This is a genomic window from Bradyrhizobium sp. SSBR45G (assembly GCF_030159255.1).
Taxonomy (GTDB): Bacteria; Pseudomonadota; Alphaproteobacteria; order Rhizobiales; family Xanthobacteraceae; genus Bradyrhizobium.
The window spans coordinates 201,077-227,370 of sequence record NZ_BSCT01000005.1; the positions used below are offsets into that span (position 1 = coordinate 201,077).

Annotated in this window: 24 protein-coding genes; 12 read left to right on the forward strand and 12 right to left on the reverse strand. The window is 66.2% G+C overall.

Annotation, left to right across the window (positions count from 1 at the left end; genetic code table 11):
* The first annotated feature begins 79 nt into the window (after positions 1–79).
* From QQL87_RS09030 to QQL87_RS09040, 3 genes are all read left to right on the forward strand, one after another.
* Positions 80–877 (forward strand): glycosyltransferase family 32 protein, encoded by a 798-nt coding sequence (locus QQL87_RS09030; RefSeq protein ID WP_284417078.1) that lies wholly within the window; start codon positions 80–82, stop codon positions 875–877.
* A 99-nt stretch (positions 878–976) separates the two neighbouring features.
* Complete coding sequence (locus tag QQL87_RS09035) at positions 977–1,393, forward strand: hypothetical protein (RefSeq protein ID WP_284417079.1); 417 nt, start codon at positions 977–979, stop codon at positions 1,391–1,393.
* A gap of 36 nt (positions 1,394–1,429) precedes the next feature.
* Positions 1,430–1,801, forward strand: a complete 372-nt coding sequence (locus QQL87_RS09040) for a c-type cytochrome (RefSeq protein WP_284417081.1) — start codon at positions 1,430–1,432, stop codon at positions 1,799–1,801.
* Positions 1,802–1,815: 14 nt separating this feature from the next.
* On the opposite strand, the gene QQL87_RS09045 is transcribed toward QQL87_RS09040, so the two are convergent.
* The gene (locus QQL87_RS09045; RefSeq protein WP_284417083.1) at positions 1,816–2,694 is read right to left on the reverse strand and encodes an HpcH/HpaI aldolase/citrate lyase family protein; all 879 of its coding nucleotides are present in this window, start codon (positions 2,692–2,694) and stop codon (positions 1,816–1,818) included.
* A gap of 101 nt (positions 2,695–2,795) precedes the next feature.
* Here QQL87_RS09045 and QQL87_RS09050 point away from each other — a divergent pair, with 101 nt between their 5' ends.
* Positions 2,796–3,440: a carbonic anhydrase gene (locus QQL87_RS09050; RefSeq protein ID WP_284417084.1), complete on the forward strand. Its 645-nt coding sequence runs from the start codon at positions 2,796–2,798 to the stop codon at positions 3,438–3,440.
* An 81-nt stretch (positions 3,441–3,521) separates the two neighbouring features.
* Here QQL87_RS09050 and QQL87_RS09055 read toward each other — a convergent pair whose 3' ends face one another.
* Together QQL87_RS09055 and QQL87_RS09060 are read right to left on the reverse strand one after the other, a co-directional pair.
* The gene (locus QQL87_RS09055; RefSeq protein ID WP_284417085.1) at positions 3,522–4,088 is read right to left on the reverse strand and encodes a TIGR00645 family protein; all 567 of its coding nucleotides are present in this window, start codon (positions 4,086–4,088) and stop codon (positions 3,522–3,524) included.
* Positions 4,089–4,235: 147 nt separating this feature from the next.
* Entirely contained in the window at positions 4,236–5,270 is a 1,035-nt protein-coding gene (locus QQL87_RS09060; protein ID WP_284417087.1) for an aspartate-semialdehyde dehydrogenase, read from the reverse strand.
* Between the two features lie 114 nt (positions 5,271–5,384).
* Between QQL87_RS09060 and QQL87_RS09065 the strand changes: the two genes are divergently transcribed.
* Positions 5,385–6,188, forward strand: coding sequence for a hypothetical protein (locus tag QQL87_RS09065; RefSeq protein WP_284417088.1), 804 nt, complete (start codon positions 5,385–5,387; stop codon positions 6,186–6,188).
* 228 nt (positions 6,189–6,416) lie between these two features.
* Positions 6,417–6,797, forward strand: coding sequence for a hypothetical protein (locus QQL87_RS09070; protein ID WP_284417089.1), 381 nt, complete (start codon positions 6,417–6,419; stop codon positions 6,795–6,797).
* Between the two features lie 1,298 nt (positions 6,798–8,095).
* Here QQL87_RS09070 and QQL87_RS09075 read toward each other — a convergent pair.
* The 4 genes from QQL87_RS09075 to leuB form a co-directional block, all read right to left on the reverse strand.
* Positions 8,096–9,049, reverse strand: a complete 954-nt coding sequence (locus QQL87_RS09075; RefSeq protein WP_284417090.1) for an ABC transporter substrate-binding protein — start codon at positions 9,047–9,049, stop codon at positions 8,096–8,098.
* 108 nt (positions 9,050–9,157) lie between these two features.
* Positions 9,158–10,201 carry an ABC transporter permease gene (locus QQL87_RS09080; protein ID WP_284417091.1) on the reverse strand — a complete coding sequence of 348 codons (1,044 nt, stop codon included), beginning with the start codon at positions 10,199–10,201 and terminating at the stop codon, positions 9,158–9,160.
* Entirely contained in the window at positions 10,198–11,718 is a 1,521-nt protein-coding gene (locus QQL87_RS09085; protein WP_284417092.1) for a sugar ABC transporter ATP-binding protein, read from the reverse strand. The genes QQL87_RS09080 and QQL87_RS09085 overlap by 4 nt, the downstream gene beginning before the upstream one ends.
* Positions 11,719–12,319: 601 nt before the next feature.
* Positions 12,320–13,432 carry a 3-isopropylmalate dehydrogenase gene (gene leuB, locus QQL87_RS09090; RefSeq protein ID WP_284417093.1) on the reverse strand — a complete coding sequence of 371 codons (1,113 nt, stop codon included), beginning with the start codon at positions 13,430–13,432 and terminating at the stop codon, positions 12,320–12,322.
* A 233-nt stretch (positions 13,433–13,665) separates the two neighbouring features.
* Here leuB and QQL87_RS09095 point away from each other — a divergent pair, with 233 nt between their 5' ends.
* Positions 13,666–14,895 (forward strand): YbfB/YjiJ family MFS transporter, encoded by a 1,230-nt coding sequence (locus QQL87_RS09095; RefSeq protein WP_502871143.1) that lies wholly within the window; start codon positions 13,666–13,668, stop codon positions 14,893–14,895.
* A gap of 171 nt (positions 14,896–15,066) precedes the next feature.
* On the opposite strand, the gene QQL87_RS09100 is transcribed toward QQL87_RS09095, so the two are convergent.
* From QQL87_RS09100 to QQL87_RS09110, 3 genes are all read right to left on the reverse strand, one after another.
* Positions 15,067–15,849, reverse strand: coding sequence for a molybdopterin-binding protein (locus tag QQL87_RS09100; RefSeq protein ID WP_284417096.1), 783 nt, complete (start codon positions 15,847–15,849; stop codon positions 15,067–15,069).
* Between the two features lie 14 nt (positions 15,850–15,863).
* Positions 15,864–16,493: a cytochrome b/b6 domain-containing protein gene (locus tag QQL87_RS09105; protein ID WP_284417097.1), complete on the reverse strand. Its 630-nt coding sequence runs from the start codon at positions 16,491–16,493 to the stop codon at positions 15,864–15,866.
* Between the two features lie 210 nt (positions 16,494–16,703).
* Complete coding sequence (locus QQL87_RS09110) at positions 16,704–17,258, reverse strand: fasciclin domain-containing protein (protein WP_284417098.1); 555 nt, start codon at positions 17,256–17,258, stop codon at positions 16,704–16,706.
* 496 nt (positions 17,259–17,754) lie between these two features.
* Between QQL87_RS09110 and QQL87_RS09115 the strand changes: the two genes are divergently transcribed.
* Positions 17,755–18,114, forward strand: a complete 360-nt coding sequence (locus tag QQL87_RS09115) for a hypothetical protein (protein WP_284417099.1) — start codon at positions 17,755–17,757, stop codon at positions 18,112–18,114.
* Positions 18,115–18,126: 12 nt separating this feature from the next.
* On the opposite strand, the gene QQL87_RS09120 is transcribed toward QQL87_RS09115, so the two are convergent.
* Positions 18,127–19,314, reverse strand: a complete 1,188-nt coding sequence (locus QQL87_RS09120; RefSeq protein WP_284417236.1) for a DNA topoisomerase IB — start codon at positions 19,312–19,314, stop codon at positions 18,127–18,129.
* Positions 19,315–19,695: 381 nt separating this feature from the next.
* Between QQL87_RS09120 and acs the strand changes: the two genes are divergently transcribed.
* Together acs and QQL87_RS09130 are read left to right on the forward strand one after the other, a co-directional pair.
* Positions 19,696–21,648: an acetate--CoA ligase gene (gene acs / locus QQL87_RS09125; protein WP_284417100.1), complete on the forward strand. Its 1,953-nt coding sequence runs from the start codon at positions 19,696–19,698 to the stop codon at positions 21,646–21,648.
* Between the two features lie 230 nt (positions 21,649–21,878).
* Positions 21,879–22,373: a L,D-transpeptidase gene (locus tag QQL87_RS09130; protein ID WP_502871147.1), complete on the forward strand. Its 495-nt coding sequence runs from the start codon at positions 21,879–21,881 to the stop codon at positions 22,371–22,373.
* Between the two features lie 67 nt (positions 22,374–22,440).
* Here the strand turns inward: QQL87_RS09130 and QQL87_RS09135 are convergent, their stop codons facing one another.
* Positions 22,441–22,710 (reverse strand): DUF1674 domain-containing protein, encoded by a 270-nt coding sequence (locus QQL87_RS09135; RefSeq protein ID WP_284417101.1) that lies wholly within the window; start codon positions 22,708–22,710, stop codon positions 22,441–22,443.
* 195 nt (positions 22,711–22,905) lie between these two features.
* On the opposite strand from QQL87_RS09135, the gene QQL87_RS09140 reads away from it, so the two are divergent.
* On the forward strand, positions 22,906–24,258 hold the full coding sequence (locus QQL87_RS09140; protein WP_284417102.1) for an RsmB/NOP family class I SAM-dependent RNA methyltransferase: 1,353 nt from the start codon (positions 22,906–22,908) through the stop codon (positions 24,256–24,258).
* A 269-nt stretch (positions 24,259–24,527) separates the two neighbouring features.
* Complete coding sequence (locus QQL87_RS09145) at positions 24,528–26,219, forward strand: heparinase II/III family protein (protein WP_284417103.1); 1,692 nt, start codon at positions 24,528–24,530, stop codon at positions 26,217–26,219.
* Positions 26,220–26,294 lie beyond the last annotated feature (75 nt).

Below are 26,294 nucleotides of genomic sequence, written 5' to 3' on the forward strand. Positions count from 1 at the left end.
TGACCGTCAGAGTTCGCGGGCCCTGGACCACCGTCCAGGGCCTTGTTTCGAGTCCCCCCGCCTTCACACAGGTCCATCGTTGACGCGCGTCTTGCCCGAGGTCGTGACGTTCTGGCGCGGGCCGCTCGACCGGCTGCGCCAGACCTGCCTGCGCTCGCAGCTTGCCGCCGGCCACAAGGTCACCGTCTACAGCTTCGATCCGCTGCCCGGCCTGCCCGACGGCGTCGGCAATGCCGAGGCCGAGGCGATCCTGCCTTACGCGTTCTCCGAACGTCTCCGGCCGCCGCAGCCGGACGGCAGCTGGCGCGACTGGACCACCCTGCAGTTCAGCGACTTCTTCCGGATGCGGCTGATGGCGCAGCGCGCCGGGCTCTGGCTCGACGCGGACGTGCTGCTGCTGCGGCCGGTCGAGATCGATCCGGCGCTGCCCACTTTCGCCTGGGAGCGGGCGCGCCAGCTCGGTAACTCCGTCCTCTATTTGCCGCCCGATGACCCGATCATCGCCGAATTCGATGCGCTGATGGCCCAGGACGAGCTGACGCCGAACTGGCTGTCGCTGCGCCACCGCGTCACCTTTGCGGCGCGGCGCCTGCGCGGCGGCTCGAACCGGCTGTCCGACATCCGGGTCGCGATCTTCGGCCCCGCCGCGCTGACCGCGCTGGCCCGCCGCCACGGCTCGCTGCGCCACGCGCTGCCGAAGCGCAGCTTCTATGCCGTGCATGCCGAGCCCAGGGCGTTCTTCGAACCGTCCGACTTCTCCGGCCTGATCGGCGATCCCGGCATCGTCGGCCTGCACATCTCGCCGAAGGGCCGCGGCGGCGAGGCGCCCATCGCCGGCAGCCTCTACGCGTGGGCCGCCGCGCGCTTCGGCGGCTGAGCTCTGCGCCGGTCGCAGCGCCGCAACGCGGCTTGATCTAACGCAACGTCCGCGCGGCACGCCGGTGATTGATTGCCCGTCAATCATCGGAGATTTGCCATGCCCGCCCAAGCCAAGCCCTATCCCCGGGTCCAGTTCCTGATCGATACGTTCGCGCAATGGCTGCGGCATCGGCGCGAGCTCAGCGAGCTGCGGCAGCTCGACCGCGACGATTTCGAGCGCATCGCGATGGACCTGCAGGTCACGCCGGCCGATCTCGACGAGCTGGTTCGGCAGGGCGAGCATGCCGCCGACGAGCTGCCGCACATGCTGAACGCGCTGGGCATCGACGAGGCCGCGCTGTCGCGCGCCGAGCCGCTGGTGCTGCGCGACATGGAGCGGGTCTGCGCCATGTGCAAGGACAAGATCCGTTGCCACCGCGACCTCGCGGCGGGCACCTCGGGCGAGCACTACGAAGCGTACTGCCTGAATGCGCCGACCATCGACCGCCTGGGCACAGCCATCACCAAGCACTGATCGCCGGCCTCCCACCCAATTCAGCGGAGCACTGCGATGAGCATGCCGAATCTGCACCGCAACACCTGGCTCCATGTCGGCGCCGCGATCTTGCTCGCGCTCGTCGCCATGCTGCTGATCCGGCTGCACTACGCCGGCGGCGCCACGCCGGCGGCCGAGAGCGTGCAGGCCGGCCGCAAGCTGGCGGAGGCCTGGTGCAGCCCCTGCCACGCCATCGACGCGGGCGGCGCCAGAGCCCAGACCCGGACGGCGCCGGATTTCGCCGCCGTCGCCAACATGCCCTCGACGACCGAGCTGTCGCTCAAGGTGTTCCTGCAGAGCAGCCACCCGACGATGCCCAACGTCATCCTGACGCCGGAGCAGCGCGGCGACCTCGTCAACTACATCCTCAGCCTCAGACAGATCTGACGCGGCTCGGCCTCCTATTTCCCCATCGCCGCGATCGCATCCGCAATCGCGATCGTGCGCCTGGCCATCTCGGCATGCAGCCGCTCGACCATGCGGCCGTCGATCTGGATCGCCCCGCGCGAGGCGTTCTCCGGCAGCTCGAACGCGGCGAGGATCTTGCGCGCCTCGGCGATCTCGGCTGACGGCGGCGTGAAGATTGCGTTGCAGGTATCGATCTGGCCGGGATGGATCAGCGTCTTGCCGTCGAAGCCGAGATCGCGGGCCTGGATGCATTCCTGCGAGAAGCCGTCGGCATTGGCGAAATCGCTGTAGGGCCCGTCCAGGATCTCCAGGCCATGCGCGCGCGTCGCCAGGATGCAGTGGCTGATCATCGGCAGCATAGTCGCGCGGCCCGGCAGCATGCGGATGCGCGTCTCGCGCGAGATGTCGTTCGGGCCGAACACGAAGCCGGCGAGCCGTGAGCCCGTCTCGTGCACGGTGGCGGCGAGAAGGTCCGCATCGAGCACGGCGCGCGCGGTCTCGATCATCGCCCACACCTTCAGCGCGGGATCGGCGCCGACCTCGGCGAGGCGGTTGGTGACCGTGCGCAGGTCCTCGACCGTCGACACTTTGGGAACCAGGATGCCATCGGTCGCCGCCTGTCCGGCCATGGCGACGTCGTCGCTCCACCACGGCGTGTCCAGGCTGTTGATGCGGATCAGCAGTTCCCGCTTGCCATAGCCGTCGGCCGCGACCGCCTTGGCGATCTGCTCACGGGCGGCGGCTTTGGCGTCCGGCGCCACCGAATCCTCGAGGTCGAGGATCAGCCCGTCGGCCGGCAGGTTCCGTCCCTTCTCCAGCGCCCTCGCATTGGAGCCAGGCATGAACAGGAGGCTGCGGCGCGGGCGGATCATTTCGGCGTTTCCCTTGGTTTATCGAAGCTGCCCGCGATACCATTTCGGCCGCCGGGCCGAAAGGCTTGTTCCCGCCCGCCGCATGTGTTTAGGCAAGATCCATGATCTCGTTTCCGCAACGTCTGCTCGAAGGCTATCGCGCCTTCACCACCCAGCGCCTGCCGACCGAACAGAGCCGCTATCTGGAGCTGTCCGAACGCGGCCAGTCTCCGGAAGTCATGGTGATCGGCTGCTGCGATTCCCGCGTCTCGCCCGAAGTGATCTTCGACGTCGGCCCGGGCGAATTGTTCGTGCTGCGCAACATCGCCAATCTGGTGCCGATCTATCAGCCCGACGCCAACGCCCACGGCGTCTCGGCGGCGCTGGAATATGCCGTCACCGTGCTCAAGGTGAAGCACATCGTCATCCTCGGCCATGCCCAGTGCGGCGGCATCCGCGCCTTCGTCGACAAGGCGGCGCCGCTGTCGCCGGGCGACTTCATCGGCCGCTGGATGTCGATGTTCATCAAGCCCGGCGAGGTCGTCGAGCAGCGCGACCGTGAGAGCTTCCAGGACTTCGTCACGCGGATCGAGAAGGCTGCGGTGTTCCGCAGCCTCGAGAACCTGATGACGTTCCCGTTCGTGCAAAGCCGCGTCGAGGCCGGCGAGCTGCAGCTGCACGGCGCCTATTTCGGCGTCGCCGAGGGATCGCTGTTCGTGCTCGACAAGGCGGCGAAGGAATTCCGCAGCGCGCGCGCCGGCGAATAGCGCGTGAGCGAACAGCGAATGGGGAGTAGCGAGTAGTTCATAGGCCCTGTTCGCCATTCGCTACTCCCTGCTCGCCCCTCATCAATGCTCGCTGGTCCAGCGGTCCGCCAGCGCCAGCATCACGGTCGACACCACGAAGGTCATGTGCACGCCGACCAGCCAGGCCAGCTTGACCGAGTCATAGCCGCCGTCGAGGTTCATGAACGCCTTCAGCAGCTGGATCGCCGAGATCGCGACGATCGAGGCCAGCAGCTTCTGCTTCAGCCCGGCGAAGTCGACCTTGGTCATCCATTCCGGCCAGTCCGGATGGCCGCCGGGGTCGATCCGCGACACGAAGTTCTCATAGCCCGAGAACACGACGATCAGCACCAGATTGCCGGTCAGGCAGACGTCGATCAGGCTGAGCACGCCGAGGATGATGTCGCTCTCCTTGGCCGTGGGCAGATGGATGACGCTCTCCCACAGCAGGAACACGAACTTGTACAACAGCACGGCGAGGCTGATGACGAGGCCGACATAGAACGGCGCCATCAGCCAGCGGCTCTTGAACAGGAAGCCTTCGAGGCCGCGCTCAATCGGCCCCGGCACGTGCTTGGCCGGCGCGGGTGTTTGCGCCGCTGCCGGCTCGGTCTTGCTGCTCTCAGCCACGCGCGGCCCCACCCCGAATTCGCTTTGTCGTCCACGACGTCATCGGGTGAGGGAAATCAGTTTCACTACGCACACCACCCGTTCGGCCGCCCCTCACCCCAACCCTCTCCCCGTGAGGACGGGGAGAGGGAGCGCACCGTCAGTCTCCTAGGCCGCCTTCTTCTTGGCCGTGATCAGCTTGCGGTTGATCAGCACCTCGGCGATCTGGATGGCGTTCAGCGCCGCGCCCTTGCGCAGATTGTCCGACACGCACCAGAAGGCGAGACCGTTCTCGACCGTGCCATCCTCGCGGATGCGGCTGATATAGGTCGCGTCCTCGCCGGCGGCCTCATAGGGGGTCACATAGCCGCCCGGCTCGTGCTTGTCGATGACCAGACAGCCCGGCGCATTGCGCAGGATGTTGCGCGCCTCATCCGCCGAGATCGGATTCTCGAACTCGACATTGACGGCTTCGGAATGGCCGACGAACACCGGCACGCGGACGCAGGTCGCGGTCAGCTTGATCTTCGGATCCAGGATCTTCTTGGTCTCCGCCATCATCTTCCACTCTTCCTTGGTGAAGCCGTCTTCCATGAAGACGTCGATCTGCGGAATGACGTTGAAGGCGATGCGCTTGGGAAACTTCTTATTGACCAGCTCGTCATTGGTGTAGACGGCCTTGGTCTGCGAGAACAATTCGTCCATCGCATCCTTGCCGGCGCCGGACACCGACTGATAGGTCGAGACCACCACGCGCTTGATCGTGGCCTTGTCGTGCAGCGGCTTCAGCGCGACGACGAGCTGCGCGGTCGAGCAGTTCGGGTTGGCGATGATGTTCTTTTTGGTGAAGCCCGCGGCCGCAGCGGCATTCACCTCCGGCACGATCAGCGGCACGTCGGGGTCCATGCGCCAGGCCGACGAGTTGTCGATCACGACGACGCCGGCGGCGCCGATCTTCGGCGACCATTCCTTCGAGACCGTTCCGCCAGCTGACATCAGGCAGATGTCGACATCGGCAAAATCGTAGTGCTCGAGCGCTTTGACCTTCAGCGTGCGATCGCCATAGGACACCTCGACGCCGACGCTGCGGCGTGAGGCGAGCGCCACGACCTCGTCTGCGGGGAATTGGCGCTCATCGAGAATATTGAGCATTTCCCGTCCGACATTGCCGGTCGCGCCGACCACTGCGACTTTGTAACCCATCGTTCACTCTCCGAAGAAATTTGGCCGACCGCACAACAAGGCGGAAACGGAAGCGGCAGCGCTTCTATGCGAGAAACGTCCCTGACACAACGTTACCACGATGTCTCGCCTTCGATGCGTCTCGATTCGGCCCAACCAGCCACCGCAACCCGTCATCCTCGCATCCCGCCGGCCCTCAAGGCCTTGGCGGACGAGGTGTGCGGCACCTTTGCGCGCCTGATTGCCTATGTGGGAGCTCTGGCGCTGATCGCCATGCTTGGCGTGGCGGGTTGGAACCGGCTTGACGGCGGTGACGACGCCGGGGCACCCCGGGCCGGCTGGATCCTTGCCGACAGCGCCGTGCCGGCGTTCTCGCTGCGCCTGACCGACCAGCCCGACCGGACCGCGACCTATACCGTGCTGAGCCATCCGGCCGGGGGCCGCAAGGACGTGCTGCGCTGGGGCGAGCGCGCCGACCGGCCCGCGGCCGAGATCGAGGTGTACCGGATCGGGCCCGAGCGTGACGGCATGCGCAACCCGATCGGGCACCTCGCCGCCCGCATGGGGCGCCCGGCGCCCGACCTGGAGGCGGCGGGCATCATCGACAGCCGGTTCGGTCCGGTCAGCCTGTTGCGCCAGGCCGGCACGCCGGACGGGCCGGGCGCCTGCCTCGGCTTCCTGAAGACCATCGCGGTGCCGGCGCTGCGGATTTCGGGCTGGTCCTGCCAGGGCGCGGCCATGCAGACCCGCCGCGCCGCGGTCGGCTGCATGCTCAACCGCCTGACCCTGCTGTCGCCGTCCGGTCATGACCCCGCTTTGACCGAGCTGTTCGCCCAGGCCGAGCCGCGGCGCGCCGACTGCGATGCCCCGGGAGTCGCCAAGACCCTGAACGACTGGATCACCGCGCTCGACAATCCCCGGCTGCGCGGCACCTTCTGAGCGGCGATTTGCGTCTGCGTGTTGCGGGATGTCACAGCGCCACGATCGGACCATCCTCGGTCGCGGCAAGTCACGGATTTTGATGCAACTTTCCCGCCACAGCCGGAATTTATCTTGATGCCTGTCGCGGGAATGACCTTGTGATGCCACAGCCGACACAGATATTGTGCGGGCCAAATCATGCGCATGGCGAGCGCCCGCCCCTTTTGGCGTGAGGAAGAGGACGTGATGATCAAATTTTCTGCTGCGACCCGGATCATGGCCTTGGCGGTGATCGCCGCGACGGGTCTTGCCGTGACGTCCCTGTCCATCACCTCCGCCGATGCCGCCACCACCAAGCGCCGCACCGCGGCCGAGTATGGCGGAAGCCCGAACTATTCCTACCAGTCCGGTCCGCGCACCCGCGTCTACGTCACCAGGCGCTCGTTCCTCGATGGCGGCACCGAGGTGCTGCCGGGCGACCGCAAGTTCTCGGACTACGCCTTCCCGCCGTCGGCCGGCTATCCGTCGTTCGCCCGCGAAAACCTGAACCGTCCGATCGACCGTCAGCCGCTGATGGCGCCGACCGATCTCGGCGGCTATCCGACCCGGATTCCGATCCCCTATTGAGAGCTGAGGCATCGTCCGATCACCAAGGCCGGGCGTTTGCCCGGCTTTTTATTGTCTTGGCGCGGTCGCGTTTGTCTCTCCCGCCAGCTGCCGATGATCGCCAGCTCGACGTTGAACCCGGATACCGCGTGACGTTTCAACGATCATCCCAAGAGCCACACCGGCCGCTGCGTATTCGGTGTCATCCCGGCGAACGCCGGGATCCATAACCACCGGCCTGCATTGCTGCTCGATCTCGTAGCTCCAGCGTGCCTCACATCGGCTCCTGTGAGTATGGGTCCCCGCGTGCGCGGGGACGACCGCGGAGCGCTCGGCACGATTCCTCATCCTCGCGCCCGCTTTTCGCGTCCGAGTGTTGCGCCTCTCGTCGCGCTCTCCGATCGAAGGGCGCAGGGAAGGCCGGGCCTCGACTGAGGCCCGTGGCCCGCCTGCGAAAGAAAATGCAGGCGGCAGGTACCACAGGTCCAGCCGGAACGACCCGGCCCTCCCTGCGCGATGGTCTTCACGCTTACTCTCCGCTCTCCCCGGTGTCCGGCTTGGTAGCCACCGTCATCCGCGCGATGCGCCAGCATCGTCGCGAACTTGGCGCCGGCTTCGGGGCGCCAGGACCACGCAGCTTCACGTCCGCAAGAGCCTCGTTCGTCCGCACATCCGAAGGACATGCTGCGCGCCCTCGCGGCCACCGCATCCCCGCCTCACGCCTCGTGACGATCGCGAAACGCCCCTTGCTGGCGAAGCGGGATGACGGAGGAGAACATGAATTCTGGAAAAGAGAAAGATGATTTTTGGGCGCGCGGCGGGTGGATCGTGAGATGTATTTGAAGACGCCGACGAAATAAGTTTTTCGGCGCACAGGATTCCGAGCTGCCGCGGACGCGAAGGCGGAAGCTCGTTGGCATCGATCGCGCAAATGCGCTGACTTGATTTGCCCGACGAGCAGCGGGCACTGCCGCTGCGCCGTCCTTGGATTGCTACGCCCGTAACGTAGTTCATCGAGCTCCATCGCCGCCGACGGTGCACTCCCCTCCCCCTTGCGGGGAGGGGTCGGGGGTGGGGGCCCCGGGCGATGCTCTCTGATGAGAGCCGCGGTGAGAAGGACAACAGAGTCGGATGTCGAAGTGCCCTGAGCTGATCACGGGCAGAGATGACGTGGCATAGCGAGACGGTGCAAGCAGCGAACTCACCGGGTGTGGACCCCCACCCCCAACCCCTCCCCGCAAGGGGGAGGGGAGCACACCGTCAACACGGTGAAAGGGGCAAGCGGCCTGACGCCGTCGGCCCTGGCCGCGCTGCCAATGTCAGTCGTACAGCACCGCCGCAATCTTCGCGTCGCCGATGTTGGACTTGTCGTACCAGTAGAAGCCGGTGTCGGTAACCTTCGGCAGCTTCTCGCCCTTCAGGGCCTTGACCGCGGCGTCGACCGTGCAGCTGCCGATGCCGATCGGGTTCTGGGTGATGGCGCCGGCCATCTCGCCCGAATTGATCGCGGCCTTCTGCTGCTTGCCGGAATCGTAGCCGATCACGACGATCTTCTTCTTCATCTCCTTGACGCCGTTGAGCACGCCGATCGCCGAGCCCTCGTTGGCGCCGAAGATGCCCTTGATGTTCGGGTTGGCCTGCAGGATCGACTTGGTGATCTCGGTCGACTTCAGCTGATCGCCGCCGCCATACTGCACGCTGACGATCTTGATGTTCGGATGCTTGTCCTTGATCTGCTTCAGGAAGCCGTCGCGACGGTCGATGCCGGTGCGGCTGGTCTGGTCGTGCACGACGACCGCGACCTCGCCGGCGTCGCCGATCAGGCCCGCCATCTTGTCGGCGGCGAGGCCCGCTGCGGCGAGGTTGTCGGTGGTGCAGGTCGTCAGCGGAATGTCGCTGTCGACGCCGGAGTCGAAGGCGATCACCGGAATCTTGCCGGCATCGGCCTTCTTCAACAGCGGAATCGCCGCCTTGGAGTCGAGCGCGGCGAAGCCGATCGCCTGCGGCTTCTTGGCGAGCGCGGCCGACAGCATGTCGATCTGCTTGTCGACCATGGCCTCGGTCTCCGGCCCTTCGAAGGTGATCTTGACGTTGGCTGCCTTCGCGGCCTGCTCGGCGCCGAGCTTCACGGCCTGCCAGAACTGGTGCTGGAAGCCCTTGGAGACGAGCGGGATGTAGACATCCTCGGCGCGCGCGCCGGCGGACAATCCCGCGGCCATGACGGCGCCGAGCGCGGCGCCGACGAGATAGTTCGACAGATGCTTGTTCGACATGGGTGTTTCCTCCGTTTGGTTCGGTGATTGTCTCGTTTTGAAGATCTTCTTGTTGCGATGGCCGCCATTGTCTGCCGGCGGCGCTGGTCGGCTCATTCTCCTCCAGAGCTAGCCGCGCTTACGGCGCAGCATGTCGGCGTAGACGGCGAGAATGATGATGATGCCGGTGACCACGAATTGCCATTCCTGCGCCACCGACAGGATCCGCAAACCGTTGGTCAGCACGCTCATGATGAAGGCGCCGATGATGGTGCCGAGGATGGTGCCGGTGCCGCCACTCAGCGACGTGCCGCCGATGACGACGGCGGCAATCGCATCGAGCTCATAGCCCTGGCCGAGCGCAGGCTGCGCGGAGTTGATGCGCGAGGCGAGCAGCAGGCCGGCCACGCCGCAGATCGCGCCGCCAAGGCCATAGATGACGATCTTCCAGCGGTCGACATTGACGCCGGAGAGCCGCACCGCCTCCTCGTTGCTGCCGATGGCGAATGTGTAGCGGCCGAGCGCAGTGCGGTTGAGAACGATGGAGGCCAGCACCGCCATCACGATCAGGATCAGCGCGGCGTTGGGAATCGGCAAGTCCGGCACGAGCACGCCGAGCAGCGAATCCTGCGAGATCATCGAGAAGTTCTCGGTGTTGCTGAAATAGATCGGCTTGCTGCCGGAGACGACCAGCGCCAGCCCCTTCAGCACCAGCATCATGCCGAGCGTCGCGATGAACGGCGGCACCTTCATCTTGGTGATGACAGCGCCCGACAAGGCGCCTGACAGTGCGCCGGTCAAGATGGCCGCGACGATGCCCGTCCACATCGGCAGCTCCCAATAGGTCAGGAACACGCCGGCCATGACCGCGCAGAACGTCATCAGCGTGCCGACCGACAGATCGATGCCGGCGGTGATGATGACGAAGGTCGAGGCGATCGCCAGCACGCCATTCACGGCGGTCGCCTGCAGAATGTTGATCATGTTGTCGGTCTGCATGAAGGCCGGCGAGGCGAAGCTGAAATAGATCAGCAGCAGCACCAGGCTCGCGAAAGCCAGCAGCTTCTGCAGCGCCGCGGGTCCGAGCAGGCGGCGCCGCAATGCGGCGACGGCACCGGACCCGCTCGCCGCGATGCCGTCCTTGTGGTCCTTGACCAGTGCCGGGTCGCTCATGCCGTCAGCCTGCCTTCCATGGTATCGCGCTGGGTGGCCAGCTGCATGATCCGCTCCTGCGTGGCCTCGTCCGGCGACAACTCGCCGGTGATGCGGCCCTCGCACATCACGACGATACGGTCGCTCATCCTGATCACCTCCGGCAGCTCCGACGAGATCATCACGATCGCCTTGCCCTGGTCGGCGAGCGCGCGCAGCAGCCGGTAGATCTCGTTCTTGGCGCCGATGTCGATGCCCCGCGTGGGCTCGTCGAAGAACAGGATGTCGCAATCGCGATCGAGCCATTTGGCGATCACGATCTTCTGCTGGTTGCCGCCGGACAGCAGCCTGACCTCCTGCGACGCCGAGGGCGTGCGGATGTTCAGCATCCTGATGAAGCGGCCGGCGGTGTCGCGGATCGCGCGCTTCCTGAGCATGACCTTCATCGCCAGATAGTTCGCGAGATTCGACATCACGACGTTGGATTCAACGTCCATGCCGGTGGCGAGCCCGAAGCGCTTGCGATCCTCGGAGAGATAGCCGATGCCGTTGGCGACCGCATGCGCCGGCGTGCGGATCGTCACTTGCCGGTTGTTGACGCGGATCTCCCCGGAAGGCACCGCGTCGGCGCCGAAGATGGCGCGCGCGACCTCGGTGCGGCCGGCCCCCATCAGTCCGGCAAAGCCGAGGATCTCGCCCTTGCGCAAGGTGAAGCTGACGTCGCGGACCAGCGGTCCGCAGTTCAGCTTTCGCACCTCAAGCGCGATGTCGCCGGCAGGAGCCGCGCCGACGAGGCGCGCATCGCTCAGGCTGCGGCCCACCATCATGCCGATGATGGTCTCGATCGTGGTCTCAGCAGTCGGCACGGTGGCGACATACTCGCCGTCGCGCAGCACCGTGACGCGGTCCGAGATCTGCTTCAGCTCGTCCATCTTGTGCGAGATGTAAACGATGCCCACGCCGCGCGCCTTGAGCGCGCGGATCATCTTGAACAGCTCGGCGATCTCGCGATTGTTCAGCGCGGCGGTCGGCTCGTCCATGATCAGGACGCGCGAGTTGAACGACAGCGCCTTGGCGATCTCGACCATCTGCTGCTTCGCCACCGTCAGCCCGCCGACCGTCGTACGCGGGTCGATCGCCAGATTGAGTTGGCCAAGCAGTTCCGCGGCCTGCCGGTTCAACCGGTCCTCGTCGAGCAGCAGCCCGAAGGCCTTGCGGGGCTCGCGCCCGATGAAGATGTTCTGCGCCACCGTGAGATGATTCATCAGCTGCAATTCCTGATGAATGATCCCGATGCCGGCAGCCTGCGCCTCGCGCGGGCTCGGGAAATCAACACCCACGCCGTCATAGACGATGTCGCCGGAGTCCTTGCGGTAGACGCCGGCGAGGATCTTCATCAAGGTCGACTTGCCGGCGCCGTTCTCGCCCATCACGGCATGAACCTCGCCGGCGAGCAGCTCGAACCGGACATTGTGCAGCGCCCGCACGCCGGGAAAGCTCTTGCACAGCCCGTGAACGGAGATGAGCGGCGTGCTCATGCGTCAGCGCGCGGCGTGAGAGAAGACACGGACGATCGCCACGTCAATGCAGCGAAGCTGCTGACGCCGACGCGCATGGCGAGCGACATATCGCATCGCGACCGCGATCACATTCATCCTCCCAACCTTCGCATCCGTCGTCTCCGACGGCCGCGAGTCCGCGTCCACTCAATGGCGCGGCGTTGGGGTCAGGCTATTCATCCGGGGGTGAAAGTCTATAGGTAAAATTGACAGGCGCGGGCGGAGACGGGGCAAGGATTGTCAACGCCGAACGCCATCGCCATCGCGGCTCGCGACACCTGATGACGCCCAAAGCAAACACGAGGTTTCGTGAGACGGACTCGCGCTTTCTCCGCGACGGCGGTGCGCCCCCCTCCCCCTTGCGGGGAGGGGTTGGGGGTGGGGGTCTCCGGGCGACGCTCTCTGATGAGTTCGCGCCGCGACGCAAGACGATGAAAGATGATCGTTCGGAGAGAGAGGGCCTTGCCCTGAGCTGAGCTCACTGGGTGTGGACCCCCACCCCCGACCCCTCCCCGCAAGGGGGAGGGGAGCTCACCGTTTGCGTAGCAACAGCTCGGCTCCCATGAGCACTCGGCTCCGATTACGCCGTGAGCTTCTCCAGCTCCTTGATGATGGCTTCGCCCATCTGCGTGGTCGAAGCCGGGGTCGAGCCCTCGGCCTTGATGTCGGCGGTGCGCAGGCCGGAGGCCAGCACGGCGGCAATCGCGGCGTCGAGCTTGTCGGCGAGGGCGCCGAGGTCGAACGAGTAGCGCAGCGCCATGCCGAACGAGGTCAGCATCGCGATCGGGTTGGCGAGACCCTTGCCGGCAATGTCCGGCGCCGAGCCGTGCACCGGCTCGTACAGCGCGCGGCGCTTGTGGGTCTTGGCGTCGACTTCGCCCAGCGAGGCCGAGGGCAGCATGCCGAGCGAGCCGGTCAGCATCGCCGCGATATCCGAGAGCATGTCGCCGAACAGATTGTCGGTGACGATGACGTCGAACATCTTCGGATACTTCACGAGGTTCATGCCGCCGGAATCGGCGAGCTGATGCTCGAGCGTGACGTCCTTGTACTCGCGCGCGTGGACCGCGGTGACGACCTCGTTCCAGAGCACGCCCGACTTCATGACGTTGCGCTTCTCCATCGACGTCACCTTGTTCTTGCGCTTGCGCGCGAGGTCGAAGGCGACGCGGGCGATGCGCTCGATCTCATAGGTGTCGTAGACCTGGGTATCGACGGCGCGCTTCTGGCCGTTGCCGAGATCGGTGATGGTCTTGGGCTCGCCGAAATACACGCCGCCGGTGAGCTCGCGCACGATCATGATGTCGAGCCCTTCGACGATCTCGCGCTTCAGGCTGGAGGCATCGGCCAGCGCCGGGTAGCACACCGCGGGACGCAGATTGGCGAACAGGCCGAGATCCTTGCGCAGGCGCAACAGGCCGGCCTCGGGACGGACGTCGTAGGGCACGCCGTCCCATTTCGGGCCGCCGACGGCGCCGAAGATGATGGCGTCGGCCGCCTTGGCCTTGGCCATGTCGGCTTCGGAGATCGACGCGCCATGGGCGTCATAGGCGGCGCCGCCGACCAGGCCGTCCTCGGTCTCGAACGAGGCGAGTCCCTTGGCGTTCAGCCAGCCGATCAGCCGCTTCACCTCGGCCATCACTTCGGGGCCGATGCCGTCGCCGGGCAGCAGCAGGAGCTTATGGGTCGCCATGGTCGTCATCCTCGCGTGGGTCGTTGTCATGGCCGGTCTCGTCCGGGCCATCCGCGCCGCTGCAAGCAGGACGGGGATGCCCGGCGCGCGGCCGGGCGTGACGAAGAGCGGCTTTAAAATCCGCGCGGAGTGCTAAAGCGCTCCTGCGCCCTTGGCAAGCCACCATTGCCGGGGCACGTCTTCTGGACCGGCAGGCCGCGCTGTAATGTGCTCGAAAATCGCGGCCGGGCAGCATGATTTGCCCGATGATCGCCGCGCCGGAGCATTTCTTGCCAATCCCCAAATCCGCCCCGATTCCGGCCCGCCCGGCGTTGACCAACCTCACGCTGTCGCTCGGCCCGATCATCGGCCTCGGCATCGGCCGCTTCGCCTATGCGCTGGTGCTGCCGGACATGCGGGAGACGCTGCACTGGTCGTATTCGGCTGCCGGCTTCATGAACACGGTCAATGCCGCCGGCTACCTGCTCGGCGCGCTGATCGCGTCGCGGCTGGCTCGGCGGTTCGGCGGGCTGGCCGCGGTGCGCGGCGGAACGCTGGCCGCGCTCGTGTCGCTTGCCGTCTGTGCGATGACGAGCGACTTCACGGCGCTCAGCGTGGCGCGGCTCGTCACCGGCATTGGGGCCGGCGTGGCCCTCGTCGCGGGTGGCGCGCTGGCGGCGCGGGTCGCATTGCTGCAGCCGGCACGCGCCAGCTTCGTGCTCAGCCTGTTCTACGCCGGGCCGCCGCTCGGCATCGTGGCCTCCGGCCTGATCGCGCCGTTCGTGCTGCAGGCGTTCGGACCCGGCTCGTGGTGGATCGTGTGGGCGGTGCTCGCCACGCTCGGCACGGTGCTGATCGTACCGCTGCTGGTGATGCCGATCCCGACGAACGCCGCGGTGCCGGAGACCCGCGCAGACCGCGTGTCGCTGCGGCCGATGGCGATCTATCTGTTCAGCTACTTCCTCTATGGCGCCGGCTACATCGCCTACCTCACCTTCATGATCGCCTATGTCCGCGACCTCGGCGGCGGCGCGGCGGCGCAATCGGGGTTCTGGTGCCTGATCGGGCTGGCCGGCTTCAGCACCCCCTGGGTGTGGGGCCGCGTGCTGGCGCTGGACCGCGGCGGCCGGCCGACGGCCATCATCCTCACCGTGAATGCGATCGGCGCCGCCCTGCCCTCGCTCAGCCATTCGCCGGCGATGCTCGCGCTGTCGGCTGGCGTGTTCGGCATCGCGTTCTCGACCGTCACCACGGCAACGACGGCGTTCGTGCGCTTCAACCTGCCGCAGTCGGCCTGGCCGCGAGCGATCGCGGCGCTGACCATCTCGTTCGGCATCGGCCAGACCTTGGGGCCATTTGCGGTCGGAGCCATCACGGATGCGATGGGGAGTCTGACCTATGCGCTGAACGTGTCAGCGGCGCTGCTGCTGCTGGGAGCGCTGATGGCGGCGATGCAGGGGAAGCTGCAGCGCGATCGCGCCTAAACAACTGGCGTCATCCCGGCGAACGCCGGGATCCATACGCCGCGGCGGACGTGAGTGGCAAAATGCCAATGATCAGCCTGCCTCAAACCACTTCCTGTGGGTATGGGTCCCGGCGTTCGCCGGGACGACGGCGGAATGTGGAGCCGCATCACACGACCAACCGACGGGCCCTCAGCTCCCGCTGAACGAATTGTACCCCTGGTCTTCCCAATAGCCACCCTTGTAGTCGTTGGTGACTTCCATCGCGACGACGTATTTCGGGTTCTTGAAGCCGAGCTTGGTGGGAACGCGGATCTTCATCGGGAAGCCATAGGCGCGCGGCAGGATCTGGTCGGCGAATTTGAAGGTCATCTGGGTCTGCGGATGCAGCGCGGTGCGCATGTCCAAGGGCGAATTGTAGCCTTGCGAATCCGCGCAGTTGAACCAGACGTATTTGGCCCTGGTGTCGGCGCCGATCAGCTTGAGGAAGTCGCGCAGCGGCGTGCCGGTCCAGGAGCCGATCGCGCTCCAGCCCTCGACGCAGATGTGGCGCGTCACCTGCGTGACCTGCGGCAGCGCGTGCAGCTCGGGAAGCGTCCACGACTTCTTGTTGTCGACGAGGCCGCGGACCTCGAGCTTCCAGTCCGCGGCATCGATCTCAGGCGCCTCGTCCAGCGTGTAGTAGGCGTTGAATGGGAACGGCTTGGTGATGGCGCTCTCCGGGAAGGTCGGCGCCAGCGCGTCTGGATTGAAGATCCAGGACTGCACGGCGTCGTTGAACTTGGAGACCTTCTTCAGAAGCTCCTCGGCGGTGTCGCCATCGACCACGTCGCAACCGGTCAGCAGCGTCAGTGCGCCAAGGCTGGCGCCGCCGGTGATGAAACGGCGCCGGGTGAGATCCGGCATCGCCTTGAGCGAGTCCTTGATGAGAAGGCGCTTGTCGACGCCGGGAATGAGGAACGGACGCTTGGCCATGTCTCGATCTCCTCTCAGCGGCCGATGATCATGGCGCGCAGGCTCTTCGGTACCAGCAGCGCGAGCACGATGTGAATGACCAGGAAGGCGCAGATCAGCGCCATGCAGACGAAGTGGACGTAGCGCGCCGCCGGATAGTCGCCGAACAGGCTGACCAGCCAATGCAGCTGGACGGGCTTCCACATCCCCAGGCCGCTGAGCACAATGATGATGCCGACCAGGATGATGCCGAGATAGAGCAGCTTTTGCACGGCGTTGTAGGCGGTGAGATCGTCATGCGCGAGCTTGAAGGTCAGCGCGGCCTTGAGGTCGGCGACGACCGAAGATGGCGAGATCGGCAGCAGCTTGCGGCGGAAGCGGCCGGTGGCGAGGCCGGTGACGAGATAGGCGAGGCCATTCAGCATCAGCAGCCACATCGCGGCGAAGTGCCACAGCAGCGCGCCGCCGAGCCAGCCGCCGAGCGTGATGCTCTTGTCGAAGCGGAAGTCGAACAGCGGCGAGGCGTTGTAGATCTGCCAGCCCGACATGATCATCAGGATCATCGCGACCGCGTTGATCCAGTGCATGACACGGACCCAGGCCGGCTGGATCACCTTGGTTTGGGGGCTGCTGATCGTCGTATCGGTGGCGGCGATGCTGGACATGACGGGCTCGGTTGTTCGTGATGGTCGGAGGTTCCAGCCACATATACGCCAGATGCGGGCCGCTCGTTACGGGCGCAAACCGGCAAATCGATGCAGATCGAACCTCTTCTCTCACAAAAAAGCGAGCCGGGGATGGGCCCCGGCTCGCTCCTGGTCACATCCGCGAGGAGGAGGAGGAAGAAACGGATGTGTCCGGGGGCCGATTCGCGATCAGGAGGCCGGCAGCAGCACGCTGTCGATCACGTGAATGACGCCGTTCGACTGGTTGACGTTGGGGACCGTCACCATCGACGTGCCACCCTTGGCGTCCATGATCATGACGTTCTTGCCCTCGCGCTTGACGGTGAGCTGCTCGCCCTCGACCGTCTTCAGCATCTGGCCGTCCTTCAGGTCGGCCGCCTCGAGCTTGCCGGGCACGACGTGATAGGTGAGGATCTTGGTCAGGGTCGCCTTGTTCTCCGGCTTGACGAGCGTGTCGACGGTGCCGGCCGGCAGCTTGCCGAACGCCGTGTTGGTCGGCGCGAACACCGTGAACGGGCCCTTGCCCTCCAGCGTCTGCACGAGGCCGGCGGCCTTCACCGCGGCGACCAGCGTCGTATGATCCTTCGAATTGACAGCGTTCTGGATGATGTTCTTCGACGGATACATCGCAGCACCTCCGACCATCACGGTCTTCTCCTCGGCGCGCGCGGGCGCAACGAAGGTCGAGGTCAGCGACAGCGCGCTGAAGGCGGCGGCAGCGAGATAGGCAATGCGCTTGGACATGGGTAGCTCCCTAAAGACGGTGGCGGCAGAGGCCGCGTGATCAGTTTCGACTGCGACATCGATGCGATGCTGAGCGTGTGCTCTTGCGTCGTGTCGGACCAAGCTACGCCACCCGTGGGACGCGAGTTTCGGCGCATAATTTAACGTGATCCGTGAAACCTCGAGGCGTCGAGATCGTCTCACCGACTCATTGAACCAGATGTCGCGTGCCGCAATGTCGCAGCCAGGTGAAACTCATCAGCGCGATGTCGGTCATTGGCCGATGGCATGACGCTGTTTTCGTCATTAACTACAATGCGATGCGAACTCGGCCAAAGCTGCCGAAAACATTGCGAGTAAGACTTTCTTAAGGTTGATTGGTCGGCACGGCGCCGGGTGCGGGAAGGGGATGTCCTGCACTCTCCGGCGCGATCGGCGGGGGTTTCCAACAGTGAACAGAACGATCTGGATTGCGGGGTTCTGCCTCGTGATAATCTGCTGCTTGCTTGCAACGAAGATGGTGCTCGCGGCGGTGTCGCCGGCGGACATGGCGGGCGAGACGACCTCGTCGCTGATGCGCGAGCCTGTTCCGGGCATCGATACGTTGAGTGAAACCGATCGCGGCGTCGAGACCGCGCTGATCGACATGAATGAGGTGGCCCGTCTGCCGCTGGTCTCGCGGGCCGTGAGGGCAAATGCCCGAGGCACATCCACCTCTGCCGTGCGCACTCGCCCGACTGACCGAAGCAGCATTGTGCTGCGGCCGGTGAAGCGCACCGCCGAGCCGGTCAGGAAGGCGATGGTGCCGTGCAGGCAGCTCGATCCGATCGCGCGTTTCCTCGCGTCGGCCAAGATCGGGCCGCGCTGCCAGGCCTGATGGTCCGCTGCGTCAGGCCGAGACGGCCGTGACCACCTGGGCCAGCAGCTGCTCGCGCCGCGTCTGCGAGCGCTGGCCCTTCATGGTGGCGGCGAAGCGTTCGAGAATGCCGTCCTCGAACGCCGTGACGATCGTGTCGTGCACATAGCTCCTGCGGCAGATCGCCGGCGTGTTGGTGAGCTCGTCGGCGGCGGCGCGGATCGCTTCCAGGATCTGCTTCTTGCGGCCGCGCGCGCTCGCCGCCGGCGTGATCCGCGATAGCGTCTCCAGCGCCACGGCCGAAGCCATCAGGGTACGGAAATCCTTCAGCGAGATCTTGATGCCGGCGATCTCGCGCAGGAAGGCGTTGACCTGCGTGGTCGACACCGCGCGCACCACGCCCTGCGCGTCGCGATACTGGAACATGCGCCGGCCGGGCACGCCGCGCAGGATGCCCGCGGCGCGCACCAGCTTGGCAGCGTCGCACTCCTTGCGCACCGCCTTGCCGCCCTTGGCCTTGAAGGTCAGCACCAGGCTGTCGTCCTCGAGCGTCACGTTCGACTTCAGCAGCGTCGTCGCGCCGCGGGTGCCGTTGAGCCGCGCATAGGATTCGTTGCCGGGGCGGATCGCGGTGCGCGCGATCAATTCGATCACGGCGGATAGCGCGAACTCGCGCGTCGGCGCGTCGCCGGCGAGATGCTTGGAGACGGCGCGGCGGATGCGCGGCAGCGCGCCGACCAGCCGGGCGAGGCGGTGCGCCTTGGTGTGCTCGCGCACCTTCTCCCAATCGGCGTGATAGCGGTATTGCAGCCGTCCGGCGGCGTCGCGGCCGACCGCCTGCAGATGCGAGCTCGGATCCGCGGCATAGCGGACCTCGCGGTAGGCGGGCGGCACCGCCATCGCATGCAGGCGGCGAATGGTGCCGACATGGCGGATCGTGGTGCCGTTGGCGCGGATGAAGCTGTAGCTCTTGCCGCGCTTGATGCGGCGGATGGTGAGCTCGGTCTGGTCGCCGAGCTTCAGCCCGATGCGCTTGGCCAGATCCTCGACCGTGCTCTTGGCATGGCCTTGCGCGTCGGCGGCCTTGGTATGGGCGAGATCCTTCAAAGTCAGCTTGCGGCGGGGCGGCTTGGGCGGCCACTGGCCCAGCGCCTTCGCGAGCGCCACCTCGGGACCGGCCGGGCCGCCCCTGGGACTCTCGAAATTGTGCTGGTCCATCATTACCTTAGACACCCTGCCGTCGTGTTCATCCGCTCAATGCCCCGGGCCAAGACTTGGTTCCGGCCGGGTTATCCACAGCTTGAGGGCGATTTAGGGCGTCATGGACCGGATAGCGAGTCCCTAAATTTGGGCAAAAAGGTCGTCTGATACCGTAAACCAGGCTGTGTCGGGGTAACCTTGACGAGGTCCTGCGGTCCGCGATGGGACGGAATGTCCGGCCGCAACAACCTCCGCGCACAATTCTTTGATCCTGCGCAGAACGCCTCCCCGCCGAAGGTCCTACTTGTCTTGCCTTGTCGTCGCCGGTTACGCGGACGCATAGTGCAAACAACGACGGCCTGGGACGGGACCATCCGCGGGCCGCATGGTGGAGGGTGTGAAATGTCCGAGAAGATCTACGACGTTCCGGCCGAGTGGACGAAACGCGCCTTTGTCGACGACGCGAAGTACCAGGAGATGTACGCGCGCTCGATCAAGGATCCCAACGGCTTCTGGGCCGAGCAGGCCAAGCGCGTCGACTGGATTCACGCGCCGACGAAAATCGAGAACGTCTCCTACGCCCCGGGCAATATCTCGATCAAATGGTTCGAGGACGGCGTCCTCAACGCCGCCTACAATTGCATCGACCGCCACCTCGCCACCCGCGGCGACCAGACCGCGATCATCTGGGAAGGCGACGATCCCTCGCAATCCAAGCACATCACCTATCGCGAGCTGCACGACCAGGTGTGCCGGATGGCCAACATCCTGCGCAACCGCAACGTCAAGAAGGGCGACCGCGTCACCATCTATCTGCCGATGATCCCGGAGGCGGCCTATGCGATGCTGGCCTGCGCCCGCATCGGTGCCATCCACTCCGTGGTGTTCGCCGGGTTCTCGCCTGATTCACTCGCCCAGCGCATCAAGGATTGCGACTCCAAGATCGTCATCACCGCCGACGAGGGCCTGCGCGGCGGCCGCAAAGTGCCGCTCAAGGCGAACGTCGACGCGGCGCTGAACAAGGTCGACAATGTCGACTGGGTCGTCGTGGTCAAGCGCACCGGCGGCAAGATCGAGATGAACCCGACGCGTGACCTCTGGTACCACGAGGCCGCGGAGATGGTGACGACCGAATGCCCGGTCGAGCCCATGAACGCGGAGGATCCGCTGTTCATCCTCTACACCTCCGGTTCGACCGGCCAGCCCAAGGGCGTGCTGCACACCACCGGCGGCTATCTCGTCTACGCCGCGATGACGCATCAATACGTGTTCGACTATCACGAGGGCGACGTCTACTGGTGCACCGCCGACGTCGGCTGGGTCACCGGCCACAGCTACATCCTGTATGGGCCGCTGGCCAATGGCGCTGTCACGCTGATGTTCGAAGGCATCCCGAACTATCCGGACAATTCGCGGTTCTGGAACGTCATCGACAAGCACAAGGTCAACATCTTCTACACCGCACCGACCGCGATCCGCGCTTTGATGCAGGGCGGCGACGAGCCGGTGAAGAAGACCTCGCGCGCATCCTTGCGCCTGCTCGGCTCGGTCGGCGAGCCGATCAATCCGGAAGCCTGGGAGTGGTATCACCGCGTCGTCGGCGACGACCGATGCCCGATCGTCGACACCTGGTGGCAGACCGAGACCGGCGGCATCCTGATCACGCCGCTGCCGGGCGCGACCAAATTGAAGCCGGGCTCGGCGACGCGGCCGTTCTTCGGCGTGGTGCCGGAGATCGTCGACGCCGACGGCGTCCCGCTCGAGGGCGAATGCACCGGCAATCTCTGCCTCACCCGCTCCTGGCCGGGCCAGATGCGCACGGTGTATGGAGATCATGCGCGGTTCGAGATGAACTATTTCTCGACCTACAAGGGCAAGTACTTCACCGGCGACGGCTGCCGCCGCGATGCCGACGGCTATTACTGGATCACCGGCCGCGTCGACGACGTCATCAACGTCTCCGGCCACCGGATGGGCACCGCCGAGGTCGAGAGTGCGCTGGTCGCGCATGCCAAGGTGTCGGAAGCGGCCGTGGTCGGCTATCCCCATGACATCAAGGGCCAGGGTATCTACGCCTATGTCACCCTGATGGCCGGCGAGCAGCCGAGCGAGGAGTTGCGCAAGGAGCTGGTCGCGTGGGTGCGCAAGGAGATCGGCCCGATCGCCTCGCCCGACCAGATCCAGTTCTCGCAGGGCCTGCCCAAGACCCGCTCCGGCAAGATCATGCGCCGCATCCTGCGCAAGATCGCCGAGGACGAGCCGGGCAGCCTGGGCGACACCTCGACCCTTGCCGATCCCAGCGTGGTCGACGATCTCGTGCAGCACCGGCAAAACCGCAAGGAGAAGCAGGCCTGAGGTCGGCGCGTCCGCGCTGGCTGCAGCCTCTCCAGCTTCGTCAAGGTTCCCGACACTCCCGCGGCTGATTCCGCGGGAGTGTTGTTTTCATGTCATTTACTTGGCGGCGAAGTTTTTCTTTGCTCAAGCCATCCGAGTGCTCCCAGCCAGGGATCAGGCGTCGTGGGGAACGAGGCGAGGGGATGGCGATGCGGACCGGGGCGATCAGGCTGACTGCCGCGCGAGCGGCGATGGTGGCGGCATCCGCGATGGGCGCCGTGATGATGACGACATCAGCGGCGTCCGCGCGGCCAGAGCTGGTCGGCATCGCCGGCGACTATTCGCCCGGCACGATCGTGGTGAAGACCGGCGAGCGCAGGCTCTATCTGGTGCTCGATGGCAGCCACGCGATGCGCTATCCGGTTGGCGTCGGCAAGGCCGGGCGGCAATGGGCCGGCACCACCAAGATCGACGGCAAGTACCGAAATCCGGCCTGGGCGCCGCCCGCCGACGTCAAGCGCGACAAGCCCGAGCTGCCCGACGTGATCCCCGGCGGCTCGCCGCGCAATCCGATGGGCGTGGCGGCGATGACGCTGGCCGGCGGCGACTATGCGATCCACGGCACCAACGTGCCGAGCTCGATCGGCGGCTATGTCTCCTATGGCTGCATCCGCATGCTCAACACCGACATCACCGACCTCTACGAGCGGGTGTCGATCGGCACCACGGTGATCGTCAGCCGCTGATCCGGCCAGGATGGCCGCGCGTCACGCCGGTCATCAGCGTGGCGGCATCTTCATCTCGGACGCTCGCTCAGAAGTCCGAGATGATGCCCTTTCTCTCCCAGTCGCCGTACCGCGTCGGCTCCAGACCCTTGGGCCCCTGCAACTCCTTGGGTTGCGGCTTGGCCTGCTGCTCGGCGGCGAGGCGGCGGCGCTCCTCGGCCTCGGCGAGGGCGCGTTGCGCGGCCGGTGAGAGCGGCTTGCGCGGGCTGTCGTTGCTGGCGACGACAGTCAATTCGGGTTTGCTCTTAAGCTCGCCCTTGGCCTCTTTCTTGGCCTCATTCTTGGGCTCGTCACTCATCGTACCATTCCACCGTTGAACCGGATCGTTCCCGACCTCATCAGATCGTGTGCGCGCACACGATAAAACAGGTCTAAAAAAAGCAGAGCCGATTCTTACATTTGGCATATTCCCGTGGCAGTGGTCCCGCAAGCTGATGGCATGCACCGGATCGTCGCGGAACTGCCTTTCTTCTCTCGCGAGTAATCTCCAGGCATGCCCCCGCCGCGTTTTGCGACCCCTTCCGAAGTCCCAGGCCTAGCGGCGCGGCGGATCGCCGCCGACGTGATCGATGGGGTGCTGCACAAGCACCGCACGCTCGACGATCAGCTCGACGGCAGCGGTGCACATCCCGGGCTGAAGCAGCTCGCCGACCGCGACCGCGCGCTGATGCGCCGCCTGGTCGCCACCACCCTGCGCCGGCTCGGCACGCTCGGCCACGTACTGTCCCGCCTGCTCGATCGCGGCGTGCCGACCGATGCGCCACGGGCGCAGAGTGCGCTGCTGATCGGCGCCGCCCAGATCCTGTGGATGGACGTGCCGGACCATGCCGCCGTCGACCTCTCGGTGCGCCTGGTGCAGGCCGACCGCCGCGCCGCGAAATATGCCGGACTCGTCAATGCCGTGCTGCGACGCTGCGCGCGCGAGGGGACCGGGCTGCTCGCCGACGCCAAGGGCCAGCCGCTCGACATCGCGCCCTGGCTGCTCAAGCGCTGGATCGCCCACTACGGCGAGACGACTGCGCTGCAGATTGCCGCCGCGCTCGGCCAGGAGCCGTCGCTCGACCTCACCGTCAAGTCCGATCCGGCGCAATGGGCATCGCGGCTGCATGGCGAGGTGCTGCCGACCGGCACCGTGCGCACCCTGCTGCATGGCTCGGTGACGGTGCTGCCGGGCTTCGTCGAGGGCCAATGGTGGGTGCAGGACGCCGCGGCGGCGCTGCCCGCTCGGCTGCTCGGCGATATCACCGGCAAGACCATCGCCGATCTCTGCGCCGCCCCCGGCGGCAAGACCGCGCAGCTCGCCCTTGGCGGCGCCCGCGTCATCGCGGTCGACCGATCGCCGGCCCGGATGAACCGGCTGAGGGACAACATGACCCGGCTGCAGCTCACGGCCGAGACGGTCGTGACCGACGCCGCCGAATGGCAATCGGCCGAAGCGGGCAGCTTCGACGGCATCCTGCTCGACGCGCCCTGCAGCTCGACCGGCACCATCCGCCGCCATCCCGACGTCGGCTGGCTGCGCAGCGAGGCCGACATCACCGCGCTGTCGGGCCAGCAGGCCAAGCTGCTGACCAGAGCCGGCAACCTGCTCAAGCCGGGCGGAACCCTGGTCTACTGCACCTGCTCGCTCGAGCCCGAGGAGGGCGAGCACGTGGTCGACCACGTTCTCGCCGGCAGCAGCGAGCTTCGCCGCGTCCCAATCACGCCAGCCGAGGTGGCCGGACTGGCCGAGCTGGTCACGCCGGCCGGCGATCTGCGCACCCTGCCCTGCCACCTGCCGCACGAGGATCCGCGGCTCGGCGGCCTCGACGGTTTTTATGCGGCAAGGCTGGAGCGCCGGCCATGAGCATGGCATCGTGTGCAGGATGTATGGCTGCGCCGCGGCGGTAGCCGATTGAGGGCAGCAGCGTTGCGTTAGTCGTTAAATCCTGATTTTGCACCAGATTCTGGTCCTGCGATGGTGCTGCATCGCCGCCAAAAATGGTGTATCGGCGGCATTTGCGATCTATGAAGGGTCCGCAACCGAATCCCCCTCTCGACCTAAGGCTTGGCGTGTCCGCCGCTCAACGCAGACGCATATCGACGCTGGTTTTGGGCCGCTTTGCGCGCAGCCTGATGTCCAATGTCAGCGGCGTATCGGTATCCGTGTCCGGGTTGTGGCCAGGGCGGGCCGATCGGCTGATCATTGCGCCGCATGATCTGCGCACCTCGGACGCCACCCGCGCGGCCGAGATCTATGCCGGGCGATTCGTGTTCGCCGGCAAGATCGTGACCTGCCACGGCCGTTCGATCTTCGACCTGGAGCCCCCGTCCGAGGACTGGGAGGTGGCGCTGCTCGGCTTCGGCTGGCTGCGGCATCTTCGCGCAGCCGACACGGCGCTGACCCGCGCCAATGCCCGCGCTTTGGTCGACGACTGGATCACCAACCAGATCGGCCGCCACCCGCTGAGCCGCCGCGCCGACGTGCTGGCCCGCCGGGTGATCTCGCTGCTGTCGCAGGCGCCGCTGGTGCTGGCCGATTCCGACGGCAAGTTCTACCGCCGCTACCTGCGCGGGCTGACGCGCGAGATCCGCTACCTGCGCTATTCGACCATCGACATTCCCGACGGCGCACCGCGGCTGCAGGTGCTGATCGCGCTGTGCTATGCCGCGCTGTGCCTCGCCAACCAGGCCAAGCACATCCGCAGCGCCAGCCGGAAGCTGTCGGACGAATTGCAGCGCCAGATCCTGCCCGACGGCGGGCATGTCTCGCGCAATCCGGGCACGCTGATCGAGCTGCTGATCGACCTGCTGCCGCTGCGCCAGACCTTCGCCGCGCGCAACATCGCGCCGCCGCCGGCGCTGCTCAACGCCATCGACCGGATGATGCCGATGCTGCGCTTCTTCCGGCACGGCGACGGCAACATGGCGCTGTTCAACGGCATGGGCGGCACGCCGTCCGACCTGCTCGCCACCCTGCTCGCCTATGACGACACGCATGGCACGCCCATGCCGAACATGCCGCATTCCGGCTTCCAGCGCCTCGATGCCGGGCCGATGACGGTGATCGTCGACACCGGCGCGCCGCCGCCGCCGCATCTCAGCCACGAGGCGCATGCCGGCTGCCTCGCCTTCGAGCTGTCGTCGGGCGCGAGCCGCATCGTCATCAATTGCGGCATGCCGTCGACCGGCCGCGACAACTGGCGCACCTTCGCGCGCTCAACCGTGGCGCATTCGACGCTGACCTATCACAACACCTCGTCCTGCACCTTCGTCGAGATGTCGGCGATGAAGCGGCTGCTGCACGGCGCGCCGATCGTGTCGGGACCGACGCGGGTCGAGAATTTCCGCGAGGTCGTGCCCGACGGCACCGTGCTGTCGACCTCGCATAACGGCTATGCGGCCAAGTTCGGCCTGATCCACCGCCGCGTGCTGGTCGCGGCCGAGGACGGCTCGCGGCTCGACGGCGAGGACACCGTGACCCCCGCGCAGGGCGCAAGGCTGCGCGGCGGCGGCTCGGACTATACGCTGCGCTTCCATCTGCATCCGGCGGTCAAGGCCAGCCGGCTCAGCGACGGCCGCGGCGCCATGCTGGTGCTGCCCAATCGCGAGGTCTGGACCTTCGAGACGTTCGACGACCGCGTCGACCTCGAGGACAGCGTGTTCCTCGCCGGCAATGACGGCCCGCGCCGCACGACGCAGCTCGTGATCCGCCAGGATGCGCAGCAGGCGCCGTCGATCCGCTGGAGCTTCGTCCGCTCGTCGACATCGCCGACGGAGACCAATGCGCGGCGCAATAGCCGACGAGAGCCGGAATTGCCGCTTTAGGCGCCGCCCCGGACGGCGCGCCCCCAGCTGAAATGGCCCTGCCACAGGCCGGCATGGGGACCGTTGTCGCGGCCA

Bases quoted from the DNA above. Each gene is read 5' to 3' on its own strand.
- QQL87_RS09135 (WP_284417101.1), bottom strand. From the start codon at position 22,710: ATGAGTGACGAGCCCAAGAATGAGGCCAAGAAAGAGGCCAAGGGCGAG.
- QQL87_RS09095 (WP_502871143.1), top strand. From the start codon at position 13,666: ATGATTTGCCCGATGATCGCCGCGCCGGAGCATTTCTTGCCAATCCCC.
- QQL87_RS09040 (WP_284417081.1), top strand. From the start codon at position 1,430: ATGAGCATGCCGAATCTGCACCGCAACACCTGGCTCCATGTCGGCGCC.
- QQL87_RS09100 (WP_284417096.1), bottom strand. From the start codon at position 15,849: ATGGCCAAGCGTCCGTTCCTCATTCCCGGCGTCGACAAGCGCCTTCTC.
- QQL87_RS09075 (WP_284417090.1), bottom strand. From the start codon at position 9,049: ATGTCGAACAAGCATCTGTCGAACTATCTCGTCGGCGCCGCGCTCGGC.
- QQL87_RS09080 (WP_284417091.1), bottom strand. From the start codon at position 10,201: ATGAGCGACCCGGCACTGGTCAAGGACCACAAGGACGGCATCGCGGCG.
- QQL87_RS09045 (WP_284417083.1), bottom strand. From the start codon at position 2,694: ATGATCCGCCCGCGCCGCAGCCTCCTGTTCATGCCTGGCTCCAATGCG.
- QQL87_RS09110 (WP_284417098.1), bottom strand. From the start codon at position 17,258: ATGTCCAAGCGCATTGCCTATCTCGCTGCCGCCGCCTTCAGCGCGCTG.
- QQL87_RS09060 (WP_284417087.1), bottom strand. From the start codon at position 5,270: ATGGGTTACAAAGTCGCAGTGGTCGGCGCGACCGGCAATGTCGGACGG.
- QQL87_RS09085 (WP_284417092.1), bottom strand. From the start codon at position 11,718: ATGAGCACGCCGCTCATCTCCGTTCACGGGCTGTGCAAGAGCTTTCCC.
- QQL87_RS09140 (WP_284417102.1), top strand. From the start codon at position 22,906: ATGCCCCCGCCGCGTTTTGCGACCCCTTCCGAAGTCCCAGGCCTAGCG.
- QQL87_RS09120 (WP_284417236.1), bottom strand. From the start codon at position 19,314: ATGATGGACCAGCACAATTTCGAGAGTCCCAGGGGCGGCCCGGCCGGT.
- QQL87_RS09130 (WP_502871147.1), top strand. From the start codon at position 21,879: ATGGTGGCGGCATCCGCGATGGGCGCCGTGATGATGACGACATCAGCG.
- QQL87_RS09065 (WP_284417088.1), top strand. From the start codon at position 5,385: ATGCGTCTCGATTCGGCCCAACCAGCCACCGCAACCCGTCATCCTCGC.
- QQL87_RS09115 (WP_284417099.1), top strand. From the start codon at position 17,755: ATGGTGCTCGCGGCGGTGTCGCCGGCGGACATGGCGGGCGAGACGACC.
- acs (WP_284417100.1), top strand. From the start codon at position 19,696: ATGTCCGAGAAGATCTACGACGTTCCGGCCGAGTGGACGAAACGCGCC.
- QQL87_RS09035 (WP_284417079.1), top strand. From the start codon at position 977: ATGCCCGCCCAAGCCAAGCCCTATCCCCGGGTCCAGTTCCTGATCGAT.
- QQL87_RS09070 (WP_284417089.1), top strand. From the start codon at position 6,417: ATGATCAAATTTTCTGCTGCGACCCGGATCATGGCCTTGGCGGTGATC.
- QQL87_RS09105 (WP_284417097.1), bottom strand. From the start codon at position 16,493: ATGTCCAGCATCGCCGCCACCGATACGACGATCAGCAGCCCCCAAACC.
- leuB (WP_284417093.1), bottom strand. From the start codon at position 13,432: ATGGCGACCCATAAGCTCCTGCTGCTGCCCGGCGACGGCATCGGCCCC.
- QQL87_RS09050 (WP_284417084.1), top strand. From the start codon at position 2,796: ATGATCTCGTTTCCGCAACGTCTGCTCGAAGGCTATCGCGCCTTCACC.
- QQL87_RS09145 (WP_284417103.1), top strand. From the start codon at position 24,528: ATGTCCAATGTCAGCGGCGTATCGGTATCCGTGTCCGGGTTGTGGCCA.